The organism is Slackia exigua ATCC 700122, from assembly GCF_000162875.1.
GTDB lineage: Bacteria > Actinomycetota > Coriobacteriia > Coriobacteriales > Eggerthellaceae > Slackia > Slackia exigua.
Genome location: NZ_GG700630.1, coordinates 1,178,896 through 1,194,375, shown reverse-complemented (window position 1 = coordinate 1,194,375; position 15,480 = coordinate 1,178,896). Strand labels below are relative to the sequence as shown.

The following is a 15,480-nucleotide window of genomic DNA, read 5'->3' as shown; positions in this document are numbered from 1 at the left end:
GGATGCCCATGGAAACGCTCCGTATCGCAAGAAACATCGCGGCGTTCGCCTGCGCAGCGGCGCTGAGCTTGAGCCTTGCCGCGTGCGGCTCGCACAATGAATCGGGTTCCGCCGGCGCTGCGCCCGACATATCGGACACATCGGGCGGCGTTGCTGCGACGGTCAATGGGACGGATATCGGCGAAAACGCCGTTTCATCCTATGTCGCGAACTTCCGCAACCTCAACTCGCTCAATGAAGACACCGATTGGGCGCAGTGGATGGTCGACAACGGCTATACCGCGGAAGACCTTCGCAAAGAGGTCATCAATTACTACGTGAGCCAGGAGCTCGTGCGTCAAGCAGCTGAGCAGAACAACGTCAAGGTGGACGAAGATGCCGTTGACGAGCAGCTCAACACCATGAAGATGAACTACGATTCCGATGGCGACGGCTCGCTGAACGCGGACGAGACCGCTTCGTGGAACAAGGCCCTCCAAGCTGTCGGCATCGCGTCCGAGGACGAATACCGCACGCTCCTTGAAATGTACTCGCTCGAGGCCAGCCTGCAGAAGGCCGTCGTGCCGGATACCGCTCCGTCCGATGAAGACATGCTTCAGTACGCTCAGATGTATGCGACGGCATATGACGGTGCGAAGAAATCGAGCCACATCCTGTTCGCCTCCGATGACCAGGCGACCGCCCAGGAGGTTCTGGACAAGATCAATTCCGGCGAGCTCGACTTCGCCGAGGCGGCGAAGCAGTATTCCACAGACACCGCTTCCGCGGCCGATGGCGGCAATGTCGGCTGGGATGTCCTGAATTCCTTCGTGAAGGAGTACACCGACGCGCTCTCCGGCCTTGGCGAGGGCGAAGTGAGCGGGCTCGTCACCTCCGAATACGGCATCCATATCATCAAATGCACCCAGGTCTTCAAGACCCCCGAAGAAGTGACGTCCGTCGATCAGATTCCCTCCGAATGGCTCGACTCCATCAAGGCATCGCTCCAGCAGGCGAACAAGACCTCGGCATACAAAGCTTGGTTCAAGGATTTCTATGACAGCGCCGACATTACGGTCAACGATATGCCCGAAGGCCTTCCGTACGATGTCGATCTGACCGGCTACACGCCGGCCGCCGGGTCTCCGGCCGCTTCGACGTCTGCCGGCGCCCCGGGTTCGGCTTCGTCTAACGACGCGGCTGCCGCCGACACGTCCGGAAATGGCGGGTCTGCATCCACGGGCGGCGCGTCGGCCTCTTCGGCTGCCGAACAGCCTTCCGAAACTGCTGCGAAGTAAGTCCGGAACGCGAATCGAATCGCCGGCAAGCCTATGCCCTCCGATGTTCCACGTGAAACATCGGAGGGCTTTTTCATGCTTCGCCATCATGGCTTTCGGTGATAGACGCATTATCTCGGTCGACCTTCGCGACCTCCCTGTGCTCCTTTCTTCATCTTTAGGGGACGCCGAAAAGAGTTCTGCCCATGGGGAAGGTTCTTTGGTATACTTCATTGCTGCTATGCTGCGCATAGCGATCGACCGAATGGAGAGATGTCCGAGCTGGCCGAAGGAGCACGATTGGAAATCGTGTATGCCCCAAAAGGGTATCTGGGGTTCGAATCCCCATCTCTCCGCCAGATTTTGCCGACGCCTCTGTGAATCACGGAGGCGTTTTTCCAAGCCCCGCGTACGTGGGCTTCACCCTACGGAGGGGTGGCAGAGTGGTTGAATGCGGCGGTCTCGAAAACCGTTTAGCCGGCTTAACCGGCTACGAGGGTTCGAATCCCTCCTCCTCCGCCAGTTTTCTTCTCGAGAGAGGCGCGAAAACGAAAGCCGGTCTCTCGTTTTGCAGCTCACATGGGGGTTTGATCTTCTAAAGCGATAGTGCGCATGCTGCGTTCGCACGACCTCTATAATTGTTTCCTGGATAAACTATCTTTCCAAAGGGGACATGCGTGAGCGTTACCACCGTATCCGATGCCGCCGATTCCGCGAGCTATCGGCTGGATTCCACGTACTTCATCTCGTTTTCCATGAGCCATGAAACGCTTCGGCGCGCGCTCAAGGCGTCGAGTCCGCTCAATATCATGCAGTATCGCATCCTTATCAGGGCGTTCCTTTCGTCACCCGCAGCGACGCCGCAATCGGTGCTCATCGATTCCTTAGGATTGAAGCCTTCGGCGGCCGCGCAGGCGACCGCCGTGCTCGAAGAGGCGTCGTTCATCGTGCGGCAGGCGGGGCGCTCGGATGCGCGTGCGCGGGACATCTTCATCACCGAAGATGGTGTTGCGCACATCGCCCAGGTCAATGCTGCGCTGGTCGATGAGCTCTATCGGTCGTGGCCGACCGACACGCCTTTGTTCAGGGATATCCTCGAGACGGTCGTGTATGCGGGCGCGCGTATCGATCCGATCCTCAGCTCGGGGAACTCCGAGCGCTTCCCCGCATCTCACGTTGTGACCACGGTCGAGCTCATCGCCCATAGGCTGGAGCACGATATCGTGGCGGGGGCGGGGGTGTCCCTGGGAGAATGCCGCATCATGCAGCGCCTGTGCGAGGTCGGCCGTCCTTTGCGCATCGGAGATCTGGCCGATCAGATATTCATGAACAATGCCACCGCTACGCGCAACGCATCGAAGCTTTGCGGTCGTGGATGGGCGCGCAAGCTTGTCGACCCGCATGACAGCAAGGCCGTCTACCTCGACCTGACCGAAGCAGGCGCGCAGGAAGCGCAGAGGATATGCCGCATCATCGACGAAGCCGCCTATACGCGCTTCTGGAGCATCATGAACGAAGAGCAACGCGAGGCCTTCCGTCAGCTGGGCAGCGTCGTCATTGCAGATTTGCGCAGGAAGAAGGAGGCGGAGCGTCTGTCTGCGCTGAGTCTGCTCCGCCCTATGGATTAGGAGTCCGCTGCATGGCTCGACCCCCGGAGGATGCCGTGAAGGCGTTCTCCGGGGGTCGAATGCCGATGCGCCGCATGAGGCGCCTGCCTCGGCCGATATGGGGATGGGCCGAGGCGCGGATATGTTCGTCGGATCTAGCCGAGGCGCTTAGCTCCGAAGGCCGTCATCGCGACGTTCGCCACGATGCCGCCTGCGAGCCAGGCAAACGCTGCTCCGGTAGAGACTTCCGCCTGATTGAGCGTGGCGAAGGTACCGACGGTCAGTGCGCAGACGATGGCGCCGCAGACAAGGGCGATGAGCCCGGTGCGCAGCAGCGAGGGAGCGAGAGCTTCTTCCCTGCAAGCGCAGGATGCGAGGATGCTTCCTGCGGCGGCGATGAGCGTGCCGAGCTCGATGACGAGCAGCAGCAGGACAACGCCTGTGGATCCGCCGCTCTTTCCTGACATCTGCGCGATCTGGATGCCGGAAAACAGCCCTGCGATGGTAGCCATGAGTCCCGCGAACGCGACGATTGCCGTGATCATGCCCCATACCAGGGCATTGGCGGTCATGGTCGACGAATCGGCCTTCGTTTCGCGGGCCTTGGCCGCCAGGATGACGACCGCGGCTGCGGTTATGGCGAACGCCAGGCCGGCGGCGAACATGAACCCGACGAGCGTGCCGCCCGTGAGCGCCCAGCATAGCTGGTCCATAAGGGAGCCTGCGGCTATGTAGGGCGAGGTTGCGCTCCAATAGCTGTAAGACAGGATGCCGGTCGCATCCATGACGGCGATGCCTATGCGGGCAAGGATCATGACGACGATCGCCAGGACATAGAGCAGCGCGAACGGCTTGGCATACGGTGCAAGCTTCTCTTTCATGTCAAAACCTCCTTCTCTGCTCTATGCGTCCAGATCGGCATCGTTCGCGAACGACGCCGCGAAGAAGCCTCCCGCGAATGCCAGGCTGACGTCGCCGAGAAGCGAACCCAGAATGACGTCGCCGACGTAGGAGTTTTCGCCCACGGCGCCGCCGGCGGTGTGCCAGCCGGCATACAGACCGGGGATGACGCGTCCGGACGTGCTGATGACCTGCATTCTGTCGTTGACCATCAGGCCCGCCTTGGTGCCATAGAGATTGCCGCCGATGCGGCAGCCGTAGAACGGAGGCGTCATGATGGGGTGCAGCCACTCTTTCGGCATGGGGTACATGAAATCGTCCTCGCCGGCCTCGCAGCATGCGTTCCATTTCTCGACGGCCTCCGTCAGGATGCCTTCTTCGAATCCGAGGTCGCGCTCGAGCTCTTCAAGGGTGTCGCGCTTCTTGAGGACGTCGGCTTCGATGGCGTCCTGGACGCCGTGGTGCCAGTCGCGGTAGTGCTCGGGAACCTTCTCTATCTGCTCGAGGTCGGGGGTGATGAGCTTGCGGCAGTGCTCCTGCCCGAAGCCCGCCAGGTAATCTTCATACTTTCCGTCGAAGATGATGTAGCCGCGGTGCCCCGGGTTGGACATCTGGACGGTGGCAAGGTCGCCCAGCGCATAGATGGCCGCAGCGCCGTCTTCGCCCACGCGGCTGTCCATGTAACGCAGGCGGTTGCCGGCACGGTCGATCGTGAACCACGGCTGGCGGGACAGCTGCGTCATGCCGTCGTAGAGGAAGCGCGCCCACTCCTTGCCTTCGCTCGCCCAGTCGACGCCGCCGTCGAAGGAAGCGGAGCTGTTGAATCCGGAGACGTCGGCGTTAACGCCCAGGCCCATGCGGAAGCACTCGCCGGTCTCGCCGAGCACCAGATAGCTTGAGGCGCAGCCCATGGCCGCCGTCGGGATGTACTTGTCGAGCAGCGATTTGTTGTTGCAGAATCCGCCTGCCGTCAGGATGACGCCCTTCTTCGCATGGATGTAGACCTCGCCCTCGTAGTTCTCGTTGGCCACGATGCCGACGACGGTGCCGGAGTCATCCTGCACGAGCGCGGTCGCGGGGGTGTTGAACTTGAAGTCGGCGCCTGCGTTCCGTGCGAACTTATACATGGCATCGGTCGCGTCCTTCATCTTCAGGACGTGGTGGTCGAGCGTCGATTTCTTAGGCGCGACGTAGACGGGGATCTCGCCGAGCCGCCATTCGACGCCGCAGTCGGCCATCCAGTCGATGCACTTTCCGCCGCCTTCGGCGATGCGGTAGATGAGCTTGGGGTCGGCGGCGAAATGGTATTCGTCCATGGCCCAGTCGGTCATCTTCTGCGCATCGAACGGGTAGGTGGGGAATGCGAACCGCTTGTCTTCCTGAAGGCGCGATCCGCCGAGGATTGCGCACATGCCGGCGGATTGCGCGTTTCCGCCCCAGAGGCCTGCCGCCTCGACGCAGATGGTCTGCGCGCCGAGCTCGATGGAGCGGGCCGCAGCGTTCAGGCCGCCGCCGCCGGCACCCACGACCACGATGTCGCATTCGTAATCCCAGCTGGCAGGAACGCTGCGCGGCGGGATGGGCGTCGCGTCATCGGCAGGGAAGGCCGATGCGGTGTGCTCGCGATAGGTGCCGTCGTCGGACGAGGCGTTGCCGCCCCTGCTGTTGGGCACGTCGACGGTTTCGCTGCCGTCGCGGGCCCAGTCGCCGACACGTCCGTCTTCGGTCGCGAACGCCTCGTTCGGATGGGCGATGGATGCCGCGACGCCTACGGTAGCCAGGCCGGCGAGGCCGAGGAAGTTGCGGCGCGAGAGCACTTCGTTCGTCTTCTCGAGCATATTATTTCGCCTCCTCGGTCTTCGTGGTGGATTCAGCTCCGGCTGCCTGCGCGAGCGCGTCGTCGACGGCCGTCCTGACGCCGACGGTGGTGACCGTCGCGCCCGAGATCGTGTCGATGTCCGATCCCTGCACCGCCTCGATCATATCGGCATACCTGCCGTCGCGGATGGCTTCGAACCCGCCGACGCTTTGCGTCTCGGCGGTTTGGACCATGCGGTCGACGGCGATGACGTTGCCTTTGACGGTAAGCGTGACCGAAATCGGCCCTCCCATGCCCATGCCGGTTCCGGTGTAGGTGCCGTCGATCAGGTTGCCTTCCGCCGATGTCCGCGTCTGCACGATGGCGGCATCCCATGGATCGTCGGTCGTCATGGCGAGCTGCTCTGCGCTTGCCGCGTCCTTCGACCCCGATCCTTCGTACGTTGCCGCACATCCGGTCATTCCGAATGCGAGCACGGCGGCGCCTGCGACTGCGAACGCCCTTCTGCTCATTGCTGCCTCCCTCATCCGTTTCTCTTGCCCTATACGTCGCAAATATTTTTGAAATAAATTCAAATCATTTCTAAAGTAAACTTTATGAGGTGAATTGTAGCAAGTTTATGAATAAAGGTCTAGGAATTTATGAAGAAAAGCCCTGTACAGAATCGGAGAAATGTAGAAGAGGGCGCATGGGCGCATGAAGAGGGCTCCGATGCACTTTGCATCGGAGCCCTCTTCTGATTATGCATCGCATGGTTCTCGACGGGCGATGGACGCGCATGGCAGGAGATGGACGGGCGCAGCTCGTGGCCGATGCGATGATCTGAATGCGCTTACAGGGCGGCGAGTTCTTTGCCGATCATGCGGCCGAACGTGACGGTGCGCCCCGCCGCCGCGCCGGTCGCTTGGTTTATGTAGCTGCGATCGAAGTAGCAGCCGGAGTCGTTGCCGGTGACGTAGAGGCCTTCGATGACGGTGCCGTCTTCGTGCAGGGCCTGGCATTTCGCATTGATGCGAATGCCGTCCATCGTGGCGAGAAGCGATCCGCTCTGGCGAACGCCGAAGTACGGCGCCGTATCGAGCTTCGAGAGGCGGTAGCCCTCTTTTCCGAAGTCCTCGTCGACGCCTGCATCGGTAAGCTCGTTGTAGCGATGGACCGTCGCGACGAAGGTCTCTTCCGGAAGCCCGAGGCCCTTCGCAAGCTCTTCGAGCGTGTCGGCTTGAACGAGCATGCCCTTCTCGGCGAGCTGGTCGATCTGGCTCTGGGCGAAGGCCGTGTCGTGGTTGGACGGCGCGCCGTTCTCGAAGGGGAACAGGCGGCTGCAGCCATGCATCACGAACTGCTCGGCATACGTCTTCCAATTGCTGTCGAAAACGGTGCAGTAGGTGTTGCCGGGTTGGTTGAGCGCCGAGTGGAGGATCCAGTCGTAGACGCCGGTGCCTTCGTTGGTGAAGCGTTCGCCGTTCAGGTTGACCTTGAGCCACGGCTGGCTGCCCATCCAGAACATGGAGCTTTCGGCGCCGGTGCCGGACAGAGCATCGGTCGCGATCGCGGCGCGATCGAAAAGCATGGAGGAATGCGTCTGGTCGAATGCGGCGCCCGCCCATATGCAGGCCTTGATGCCGTCGCCCGTGTTGGTCGGGGGAGCCCAGGTGGACGAGATCATTTTGAGCGTTTCGGGCTGAAGCGCACTCATCATCTCATCGTTTTTCGCATAGCCGCCGGTTGCGACGACGACGCCTTTCGAAGCGTTGTACTTCACGTATCCGCCGTCGGCATTCTGCGCGACCACGCCGGTCACCTTGCCGTTTTCAACGGCGAGTTCGACCATAGGCATCGAGAAGACGATCTGTCCATCGAGCCCTTGGATATATTCGCCGAGAACGGTGGCGCCGTTGATCTTCTTGTCCTTATCTTCGGGCCATGCGGGGCTGTGGCCCGTCGCCCAATGGGCGACGAGGCCTTCTTGGTCGCCGACGGCCGCTTCGTGCCACATCGTCACGCCTTTGGCGGCGATGAGGTCGGTGAACCAGTCGACGGTTTCGGCGGAATTGTCGAACCAGGCGTTGAACAGGCGCAGGTCGGTCCGTGCATTGGAATAGCGGTAATAGTCGAGCATCATCTGGGCGCGATCGAAGGTCGTGCCGTCCTCCTGCTGGAGCTTCGTATTCACGGCGCCCAGGTCGTCTTTGACGTTGCCGTAATCCTCGCCCTTTTCGATAACGATGACGGATGCTCCGCCTTCGGCCGCCGCCGCAGCGGCGAACATGCCGCCCGTGCCGGCGCCGACGACGACGACGTCGGCGGTCTGCTCGTCGGCGAACTCGGCGATGCTGGGCGCGGCGCCCAGCCATGCGGTCGCGTCGGCGGCGGTCGCTTCGGCCGCGCCTGCATCTGCGGCGGTGGTGGAGCTGCCGCATCCGACGAGTGCGGCGGCTCCCGCGAGCGCGCTCAGCGTCGCGGCGCCCGCAAGGAAGTTGCGGCGGGAAAGTTCGGTCGACATGGATACCCCTCCTTATGATGGTTGCGGCCACGCTTGCGGCCGCCTGATGCTTCTCAACCGTAGGGGCAGCGCTTCGGCGACGCATCACCCTGCGCCCCGTATTTCACGGCGCACGCTCGGGGATTTCCTCTCACCCTCGTCATATGAGATGCGCATGACCTGCGTTTCCGTAAGAATGGCCGGGCGTTTATAATGCGCGTATGTCAGATTCGATCTCGCAATTGCACAAGAGGGCGGGCGCCGATGCGCGCACGCTCGTTTTCTGCGTCACGGCGCTTTCGCTCGTGTTCATGTACGCATGGGTCTTGAACGCAGAGGTCCTTCCCGCGCTCGATCCCCTGTCGCCCGCAATGAGGGATGCGCTCGTCGGCGCGAAGGCCGTCACGCTCGTGGCGGTTGCGATTGCGGCGGGCGGCAGATATCGGGAAGTCCTTCTTCGCTCCCTCGTAGGCGTCTCGCTGCTTTCGATCGTGCTTGGCATCGCGGGATACATGGCCGCCCTCTTCATGCATTCGACCGGTCTGCATGTGTTCGGCGCCTTCGCGTCTTCCATAGGCGCGTCCCTCGCCGCGGTGGTCGTCGGCGTCGCATGCCTGTCCCTTTCGCTTCCGGTGCTCGGTGCCGCTGTGGCCGGAGCTTACGTGCTTTCGTTCGCGTGGCGCGCTCTTTTCGCGGTCGCGGCGGTTTCCGAGGGATATATGGTCGCGCCTCTGATTTGCATCATCGCCGTGCTTCTGGTGCATCGTCCCGCTCGCAGCGGGCTTGCGTGCATATCCGCCTCGCCGTCATCTCCCGATGCGGCGCTTGCGCAGCCGAACTCGTTTCTTTCCATGCTGAACCAGATCTTCGTCTGCATGCTGGTTTTTCGCGTGGTCTACGGGCTGGCCCTCACGGCAGGCGAAACCCTGCGCATCCCGGTGGATTCGAGCATCGTCTTCGCGCCCTTGGCGGCCGCGTTTCTCTACGCTCTTTTCTGTTTCGCGCGCCGTCGCAGCCTTGATGCCGACTTCCTGTTCTACGCGGCATCGCTGTGCGTGGTCGCAGGCCTGTCGCTCTTTCAGGCCGAATCTGCGTTCAGCGAAGGATTCGTGAACGCGTTCCTGTACACGGGTTCCGCCCTGTTCGATATGTTGAGCTGGTATGTTCTCGTGGCGCTCGGGTCGCGGAACCATGCAATGGCCATCAAGGCATTCGCATGGGGAAGCGCGATGAAGGCGTTCGGATCGATAGCGGGCGCGTTTTTGGGCCGTGCCATGAATGCGGGAGCCTTAGGGCCCATCGACCGATCGGTGCTCGTGGCGGTGACGACCGTCGCGTTCGTGTCGTATGTCGTGCACTTCGCGAGCACGTTTCGCATTACGCGAACCATTGCGTGCGTGGAGCCTGTTCAGGAGATTTCCGTCTCGCATGCCGTGCCCGACGAGACGTTCGAGGCGCGCTGCGCCGCGGTCGCCGCGGAGTTTTCGCTCACGCCGCGCGAGGCCGAAGTGTTCGAGCTTCTCGCGCGCGGCCGCAACGGCAACTATATAAAGGATGCGCTCACGATTTCGTACAACACGGTGAAGACGCATGTCGCTCATGTGTACGACAAGGCGGGGGTCCATAGCCAGCAGGAGCTGATAGACCTGGTGGTGGGCGCGAAAGGCTTCTAACGGCCGCGATCGTCGGGCGGGGACGCCATACGGATGGCTCGCACGGACGAGAAGGCCCTCCGACATTTGACGCGTCGGAGGGCCGCGGTGCGCGCAGAGGAGCCGTTCTATTCCTCGGATGCCTCCGCTTCGTCTTCAGATGCGGCTTTCATCGAGTCATCCTCGATTTTGGCGACCTTCACGGGAAGGAAGCTGGGGGCGGGTCCTAGATAGAAGGGCTCTTCGCTGAAGGTGATCGTATCGTCTTTTTCGGTATAGAGCAGGCCGATCGCGATGCCGTCCTGCCCGTCGGCGATGGCGCCCTCCACGATGATGGCGTCCACCTGCCCTTCGTCGGTGTCGAGGTACCCGTCGTAGCAGAATGCATAGGCGCGCGCCCCCCTCATGCCTTCGACGGTCCTTTCGGCTTCGGCGAAGCATTCGTCGGTGGTTCCCAGGTAGGTTTCCTCGAAGACGCGCTCGCCGATGAGCGTGGCGGTATACGGGCTTAGGACGCCGGACTTCTCATAGCGATCCTGGGCGTTTTCGAGCGTCTGGAGCAGGAGCGTCTCGAGCGTCTCGTCGATCTCGGGAACCTCGGTCGGAGCGATTTCGATATCTCTGTCGGCCATAGTGCCTGCCTTTCTTTGGGGAACGATGAGGATTCGTGCGTCCAGTATACGGTGGCGGGGCACGGTCTTCGGCAGCTTCGATCGCGTTCTCGTCCGAAAAACGCAAGGATTCGGCCGTATCGCGCGGAATCGCCGGAAGACGCCGTCCGGATCCGGGCAAGGATGCCATGATAGGGTCGTGTGCAACGCATGGAGCGATGGCCCGGCCGAAGGCATCGGCAATTGCAATGACGGAAACCTGCTGATAAGATAACGAAGTTTCCTGTCCCGAGCAGATGCCTTCATGAGCCTCGGGACCGTTAAGTCCAGAGGAGGTGACATCATGAAGGCTTATGAATTGCTGTTCTTCGTCTCGCCTACGATCGAAGACGAGGTTCGCCTTGCGGCAATGAAGCGCGTCGAGACCGCCATCAACGACAACAACGGCACGATCGACAACGTCGAGGATTGGGGCCGTCGCAAGCTCGCGTACGAGATCGCCGGCCTGACCGAAGGCGATTACACGCTCATCGATTTCCATGCGGATCCTGAAAGCATTGCGGAACTGGATCGCATCCTGCGTATTACCGACGCAGTCGTGCGCCACAAGATCGTTCGTCGCGACGACCGCGATTAATTCGGCGGCATGCATCCCGAAAGGATGCGGAACCGTCGAAATCTTGAGGAAGAAGGAAGAGGAAGACATGAGCATCAACAAGGTTCTCATCACGGGCAATCTCACGCGTGACCCTGAGCTCCGCCAGACCGCGAGCGGTTTTCCCGTTCTCGGCTTCGGCGTGGCGGTCAACGATCGCCGCAAGGATCCTCAGACCGGTGAATGGAAGGATTTCCCCAACTACATCGATTGCACGATGTTCGGGACGCGCGCGCAGAGCGTTTCGCGCTTCCTGAGCAAAGGCTCGAAGGTTGCCATCGAGGGGAAGCTTCGTTGGTCCCAGTGGGAACGCGACGGGCAGAAGAGGAGCAAGATCGAGGTCATCGTCGATGAGATCGAGTTCCTGTCCTCCCGCGACGGCGCAGGTCAAGGCCAGCAGGCTCCGCGCATGCAAGCTTCGTCGTACGCCTCTCCCGCGTCCTCCGCTCCGATGGTGGACACCTCCGTCTATGACGAGGACATTCCCTTCTAGGCTTCCCATACGTCTCAATGCGTTAGGAATCGAAAGAGGAAATCATGGCTGAATACAACAAGCAGCCTCGCCGTAAGTTCTGCCAGTTCTGCAAGGACGGCACGGACTACATCGATTACAAAGATACGGCCATGCTGCGTAAATTCGTGACCGACCGCGGTAAGATCAAGCCGCGCCGCGTGACGGGCGCTTGCGTCCAGCATCAGCGCGACATCGCTACCGCCATCAAGAACGCGCGTGAAATGGGCCTCATGCCCTATGTCGTGGCTGCCGTCAGCGGCCGTGGCGATCGCCGCAATCGCTAAGGAGGTACACCGATGAAGGTCATCCTGCTTACCGAAATCCCCGGAAGAGGCGGCGAAGGCGACGTGGTCGACGTCGCGCGCGGCTTCTTCAATAACTATCTCGGCCCCAGGGGCATGGCCGTCCTGGCCACCAAGGGCAACCTGAAGCAGCTCGAGCAGCGTCGCGGCTCCATCGCCAAGCGCGAAGAGACCCGCATCGCCCGCGCGAACGAGCTCAAGGCCGCCCTCGAGGGCAAGACCGTCGTCGTGCCTGCGAAGGTCGGCGAAGAGGGCGTCCTGTTCGGCTCCGTCACGGCTTCCATGGTCGCTGACGCCGTCAAGGCCGACCTCGATCTCGAGATCGACCGCAAGCGCCTTGTCATGCGCCAGGCCATCAAGACCGCGGGCGAGCACGTCGTCGAGCTTTCCATCTACCGCGACATCAAAGTCGGCATCAACCTGTTCGTGGGCGAGCCGAAGGTCGAAGAGGCTCCGGCTGAAGTCGAAGAGGCTCCCGCCGAGGAAGCTCCTGCGGAGGCCGCCGAGGTCGAAGAGACCGAAGCCGAGTAACGCGCTTTTACGGATCGTCTCCGGGTTTTTCCTGGTGGCGAAACGGCATGAAATCCCGCCGCATGCGCGGCGGGATTTTTTGTTTTCCACAGTCTAAAATGTGGAAAACGTTGATAAGTGGGAAAGGCGCAGTTTGTCGGTGTGGAAATCGGTTTTCAGAGGTGGATTGACGGAATGCGCATCGAGGGCTTGGACATGCGGCCGACACAAGACGCGCGCGATGGGGTAATATATCTGTTCTGCCAAAGCAAATTCGACTTGGTATCTCTAAAAGGCCAGGTCAGAGTGGAGTGATGGAGACCATGCCGAATTACCAGGATCCCTCGGCCTCGATAATGCAAAGCACTACCGGCAGACCCCTCCCGAGCAACGTCGAAGCAGAGAAATCGGTCCTCGCCGCCTGCATGCTCAACGAAGAGGCCGTGGATGAAATCGCATCGTCCCTTTCCCCAGAAAACTTCTATCGGCCTGCCCACAGGCTCATCTTCGAAGGCATCGCCAACCTTGCAAGCCGTCATATCCCCATCGACCAGATATCGCTTGCCGACCGCCTTGCTGCAGAAGGGCAGCTGGAGGCCGCCGGAGGACGTCCGTACCTCGTCGAGCTCGCCAACAACACGCTCTCGCTCACGAATTGGAAAAGCCATTCGGAAATCGTCAGGCGCGCAAGCCTGCAGCGCGATCTGATCTACGCATCCACCAATATAAACGCGCTCGCCTACGATGCCCCCGACGACGCCAGCCAGACCATCGAAGAAGCCGAGCGGATGCTCTTCAGCGTCACGCAGAAGCGCGTCGGGTCGTCGTTCACGAAGGTGGGCGATCTGCTGAGCACCGTCTTCGACCAGATCGACGAACTGGCACGGCATAAAGACGAACTTGCCGGCGTCGGCACCGGATTCAAAGACGTCGACGACCTGTTCTGGGGTTGGCGCGGCGGCGACCTGCTGATCCTTGCCGCGCGCCCCGCCGTCGGCAAGACGTCGTTCGCGCTGAACGTCGCCGTGAACGCCGCCAAGCACGGCGCCTCAGTCGCGCTGTTCAGCCTCGAGATGAGCGCAACCCAGCTCGTGCAGCGCATTCTCTGCTCCGAGGCGCGGGTGAACCTGTCGAAGCTGCGCACGGGCAGCCTGACCGATGCCGACTGGGCGCCCATCCTGAGCGCGACGGACTCCCTTTCCAAGCTCGATCTCTGGATCGACGATACTCCGGGCCTGTCCCTGCTCGAGATGCGCGCTAAGGCGCGCCGCCAACTTCGTGACAAGGAGCGCGGCCTGATCATCGTCGACTATCTGCAGCTCATGCAGCCGACCAAGGCCCGGCGCGACGGCAACCGCTCGGTCGAGGTGGCCGAGATATCCCGAGGCCTCAAAGTGCTTGCCAAGGAACTCGACGTTCCTATCCTGTCGCTTTCCCAGCTCTCTCGCGCGGTCGAGATGCGCGGCAACAAACGGCCGATGCTTTCCGACCTGCGTGAATCAGGTTCGATCGAGCAGGATGCCGACATCGTCATGTTCATCGACCGCAGTACCGACGAAGCCGAAGCCGAACAGGACGGCCGCCCTCCGTTGGGTACGGCCGACCTCATCGTCGCGAAGCACCGCAACGGCGCCACGCGCGATATACGCCTGTCGTTCGCGGCCGAATACACGAAGTTCGGCGACTACGTCGACGTTTCGATGATCTAGCATCCGCCGCGCTCGACGGGGTTTTGGTGACGCTCCGCACCTTGCCGCGGCATGCGGATGCAGGCGGATATAATCGCGGTTTAGTATGTTCGGCAGGATGCAATTCGATTTCTCGAAGAACGGAAGAGGAGAGCATGTCAAACGTAGTTCTGGTCGGCGCGCAGTGGGGTGACGAAGGCAAGGGCAAGATCACGGACCTCATCGCCCGCGAATTCGATTTCGTCGTCCGCTATCAGGGTGGCAACAACGCCGGGCATACCGTGGTAAGCGGCGACAAGAAGCTCGCGCTGCACCTCATTCCCTCGGGCATCATGTACGAAAACGCCATACCGGTCATCGGCAACGGGGTCGTTGTGAATCCCCAGGTCTTGGTCGAAGAGATGCGCATGCTCGAAGGGGAGGGCTTCCCGTGCGACCGTCTGAAGATCTCCTGCGACGCGCATGTGATCATGCCGTACCACATCGAGCTCGATAGGGCCTCCGAATTCAAGCTGGGCAAGAACGAAATCGGCACGACGAATCGCGGCATCGGCCCGTGCTATCAGGACAAGGCCGCCCGCAGCGGCATCCGTATCCAAGACCTGCTCGACGAGAAGGTGTTCCGCATGAAGGTGGCGGCTGCGCTCGAGGTGAAGAACGCCATCCTCGAAAAGGTCTATGGCAAGCGCACGTTCACCGTGGACGAGATCTGCGCGGCCTGCCTTCCCTACGCAGAGGTCATCCGTCCCCACATGGCGGAAACGGCCATGATGCTCAACGAGGCGCTGCGCGACGGCAAGCGCATTCTGTTCGAAGGCGCCCAAGGCACGCTGCTCGACATCGATCACGGCACGTATCCGTTCGTGACCAGCTCTTCCTGTTGCGCCGGCGGCGCAGCTACCGGATCGGGCGTCGGCCCGGCGGCCATCGATCGCGTTCTCGGCATCGAGAAGGCCTATGTCACGCGCGTAGGCGCGGGCCCATTCCCGACCGAGCTCCTGTATCCCGAAAACGGCGGGGAAGGCCAGGATGCCGTCGACGGCGACCTGATGTGCTCCGTCGGTCATGAGTACGGCGTGACCACCGGGCGCAAACGCCGTTGCGGCTGGTTCGACGCCGTTATCGCGCGCTATGCCGCCGAGGTCAACGGCCTGACCGACATCGCGCTCACCAAGCTCGACGTGCTGTCCGCGTTCGATGAGATCAAAATCTGCGTCGCATACGAATGCAACGGCGAGCGCTACGAGTATTTCCCGATGCAGCAGAGCGTGCTCTACCATGCCAAGCCCATCTACAAGACCATGCCGGGCTGGAAGGGGCAGGACATCACGAAGGCGACGGCTTTCGAGGAGCTGCCGCAGGCCGCTCAAGACTATATCGCCGAGATCGAACGTCTGAGCGGCGTCAAGGCGACCATCGTATCCGTCGGCCCCGATCGCCATCAGACCCTGATGCGCGGCTGGGATCGCTAGCGCGCATTCCGT

The 15,480-nt window shown here is 61.6% G+C and carries 14 protein-coding genes and 2 tRNA genes; 11 read left to right on the top strand and 5 right to left on the bottom strand.

The genetic code is table 11. The annotated features are described in order from the left end of the window. The first annotated feature begins 8 nt into the window (after window positions 1–8). From HMPREF0762_RS05175 to HMPREF0762_RS05160, 4 genes are all read left to right on the top strand, one after another. Entirely contained in the window at window positions 9–1,277 is a 1,269-nt protein-coding gene (locus HMPREF0762_RS05175; protein ID WP_040619058.1) for a peptidylprolyl isomerase, read from the top strand. Between the two features lie 246 nt (window positions 1,278–1,523). Next, window positions 1,524–1,615, top strand: a tRNA-Ser gene (locus HMPREF0762_RS05170). A gap of 70 nt (window positions 1,616–1,685) precedes the next feature. Then, window positions 1,686–1,778 (top strand) — tRNA-Ser (locus tag HMPREF0762_RS05165). Between the two features lie 155 nt (window positions 1,779–1,933). Further along, complete coding sequence (locus HMPREF0762_RS05160; protein ID WP_006362445.1) at window positions 1,934–2,884, top strand: MarR family winged helix-turn-helix transcriptional regulator; 951 nt, start codon at window positions 1,934–1,936, stop codon at window positions 2,882–2,884. Window positions 2,885–3,018: 134 nt separating this feature from the next. On the opposite strand, the gene HMPREF0762_RS05155 is transcribed toward HMPREF0762_RS05160, so the two are convergent. The 4 genes from HMPREF0762_RS05155 to HMPREF0762_RS05140 all read right to left on the bottom strand — a co-directional run bounded on the left by HMPREF0762_RS05155 (window position 3,019) and on the right by HMPREF0762_RS05140 (window position 8,085). Next, window positions 3,019–3,744 carry a hypothetical protein gene (locus HMPREF0762_RS05155; protein ID WP_006362444.1) on the bottom strand — a complete coding sequence of 242 codons (726 nt, stop codon included), beginning with the start codon at window positions 3,742–3,744 and terminating at the stop codon, window positions 3,019–3,021. Window positions 3,745–3,765: 21 nt separating this feature from the next. Beyond that, the gene (locus HMPREF0762_RS05150) at window positions 3,766–5,601 is read right to left on the bottom strand and encodes an FAD-dependent oxidoreductase (RefSeq protein WP_006362443.1); all 1,836 of its coding nucleotides are present in this window, start codon (window positions 5,599–5,601) and stop codon (window positions 3,766–3,768) included. A gap of 1 nt (window position 5,602) precedes the next feature. Next, entirely contained in the window at window positions 5,603–6,094 is a 492-nt protein-coding gene (locus HMPREF0762_RS05145) for an FMN-binding protein (protein ID WP_040619056.1), read from the bottom strand. A gap of 320 nt (window positions 6,095–6,414) precedes the next feature. Beyond that, window positions 6,415–8,085: an FAD-dependent oxidoreductase gene (locus tag HMPREF0762_RS05140; protein WP_006362441.1), complete on the bottom strand. Its 1,671-nt coding sequence runs from the start codon at window positions 8,083–8,085 to the stop codon at window positions 6,415–6,417. Window positions 8,086–8,285: 200 nt separating this feature from the next. Here HMPREF0762_RS05140 and HMPREF0762_RS05135 point away from each other — a divergent pair, with 200 nt between their 5' ends. Next, entirely contained in the window at window positions 8,286–9,737 is a 1,452-nt protein-coding gene (locus HMPREF0762_RS05135) for a helix-turn-helix transcriptional regulator (protein WP_006362439.1), read from the top strand. A gap of 107 nt (window positions 9,738–9,844) precedes the next feature. Here HMPREF0762_RS05135 and HMPREF0762_RS05130 read toward each other — a convergent pair whose 3' ends face one another. Further along, window positions 9,845–10,348: a hypothetical protein gene (locus tag HMPREF0762_RS05130; protein WP_006362438.1), complete on the bottom strand. Its 504-nt coding sequence runs from the start codon at window positions 10,346–10,348 to the stop codon at window positions 9,845–9,847. 322 nt (window positions 10,349–10,670) lie between these two features. On the opposite strand from HMPREF0762_RS05130, the gene rpsF reads away from it, so the two are divergent. The 6 genes from rpsF to HMPREF0762_RS05100 all read left to right on the top strand — a co-directional run bounded on the left by rpsF (window position 10,671) and on the right by HMPREF0762_RS05100 (window position 15,468). Continuing rightward, window positions 10,671–10,964 carry a 30S ribosomal protein S6 gene (gene rpsF, locus HMPREF0762_RS05125; RefSeq protein WP_009077202.1) on the top strand — a complete coding sequence of 98 codons (294 nt, stop codon included), beginning with the start codon at window positions 10,671–10,673 and terminating at the stop codon, window positions 10,962–10,964. Window positions 10,965–11,031: 67 nt separating this feature from the next. After that, window positions 11,032–11,475, top strand: a complete 444-nt coding sequence (locus tag HMPREF0762_RS05120) for a single-stranded DNA-binding protein (protein WP_009077173.1) — start codon at window positions 11,032–11,034, stop codon at window positions 11,473–11,475. Between the two features lie 44 nt (window positions 11,476–11,519). After that, on the top strand, window positions 11,520–11,780 hold the full coding sequence (gene rpsR / locus HMPREF0762_RS05115) for a 30S ribosomal protein S18 (protein WP_006362435.1): 261 nt from the start codon (window positions 11,520–11,522) through the stop codon (window positions 11,778–11,780). Between the two features lie 12 nt (window positions 11,781–11,792). Then, window positions 11,793–12,329: a 50S ribosomal protein L9 gene (gene rplI, locus HMPREF0762_RS05110; RefSeq protein ID WP_006362433.1), complete on the top strand. Its 537-nt coding sequence runs from the start codon at window positions 11,793–11,795 to the stop codon at window positions 12,327–12,329. A 293-nt stretch (window positions 12,330–12,622) separates the two neighbouring features. Further along, the gene (gene dnaB / locus HMPREF0762_RS05105) at window positions 12,623–14,017 is read left to right on the top strand and encodes a replicative DNA helicase (protein WP_006362430.1); all 1,395 of its coding nucleotides are present in this window, start codon (window positions 12,623–12,625) and stop codon (window positions 14,015–14,017) included. A 134-nt stretch (window positions 14,018–14,151) separates the two neighbouring features. Continuing rightward, complete coding sequence (locus HMPREF0762_RS05100) at window positions 14,152–15,468, top strand: adenylosuccinate synthase (RefSeq protein ID WP_006362429.1); 1,317 nt, start codon at window positions 14,152–14,154, stop codon at window positions 15,466–15,468. The last annotated feature ends 12 nt before the right edge of the window (window positions 15,469–15,480 follow it).

Excerpts from the sequence above, each read along its gene's own strand:
- HMPREF0762_RS05175 (WP_040619058.1), top strand. The coding sequence starts at position 9 with ATGGAAACGCTCCGTATCGCAAGAAACATCGCGGCGTTCGCCTGCGCA.
- HMPREF0762_RS05155 (WP_006362444.1), bottom strand. The coding sequence starts at position 3,744 with ATGAAAGAGAAGCTTGCACCGTATGCCAAGCCGTTCGCGCTGCTCTAT.
- HMPREF0762_RS05150 (WP_006362443.1), bottom strand. The coding sequence starts at position 5,601 with ATGCTCGAGAAGACGAACGAAGTGCTCTCGCGCCGCAACTTCCTCGGC.
- HMPREF0762_RS05145 (WP_040619056.1), bottom strand. The coding sequence starts at position 6,094 with ATGAGCAGAAGGGCGTTCGCAGTCGCAGGCGCCGCCGTGCTCGCATTC.
- HMPREF0762_RS05140 (WP_006362441.1), bottom strand. The coding sequence starts at position 8,085 with ATGTCGACCGAACTTTCCCGCCGCAACTTCCTTGCGGGCGCCGCGACG.
- HMPREF0762_RS05135 (WP_006362439.1), top strand. The coding sequence starts at position 8,286 with ATGTCAGATTCGATCTCGCAATTGCACAAGAGGGCGGGCGCCGATGCG.
- HMPREF0762_RS05130 (WP_006362438.1), bottom strand. The coding sequence starts at position 10,348 with ATGGCCGACAGAGATATCGAAATCGCTCCGACCGAGGTTCCCGAGATC.
- rpsF (WP_009077202.1), top strand. The coding sequence starts at position 10,671 with ATGAAGGCTTATGAATTGCTGTTCTTCGTCTCGCCTACGATCGAAGAC.
- HMPREF0762_RS05120 (WP_009077173.1), top strand. The coding sequence starts at position 11,032 with ATGAGCATCAACAAGGTTCTCATCACGGGCAATCTCACGCGTGACCCT.
- rpsR (WP_006362435.1), top strand. The coding sequence starts at position 11,520 with ATGGCTGAATACAACAAGCAGCCTCGCCGTAAGTTCTGCCAGTTCTGC.
- rplI (WP_006362433.1), top strand. The coding sequence starts at position 11,793 with ATGAAGGTCATCCTGCTTACCGAAATCCCCGGAAGAGGCGGCGAAGGC.
- dnaB (WP_006362430.1), top strand. The coding sequence starts at position 12,623 with ATGGAGACCATGCCGAATTACCAGGATCCCTCGGCCTCGATAATGCAA.
- HMPREF0762_RS05100 (WP_006362429.1), top strand. The coding sequence starts at position 14,152 with ATGTCAAACGTAGTTCTGGTCGGCGCGCAGTGGGGTGACGAAGGCAAG.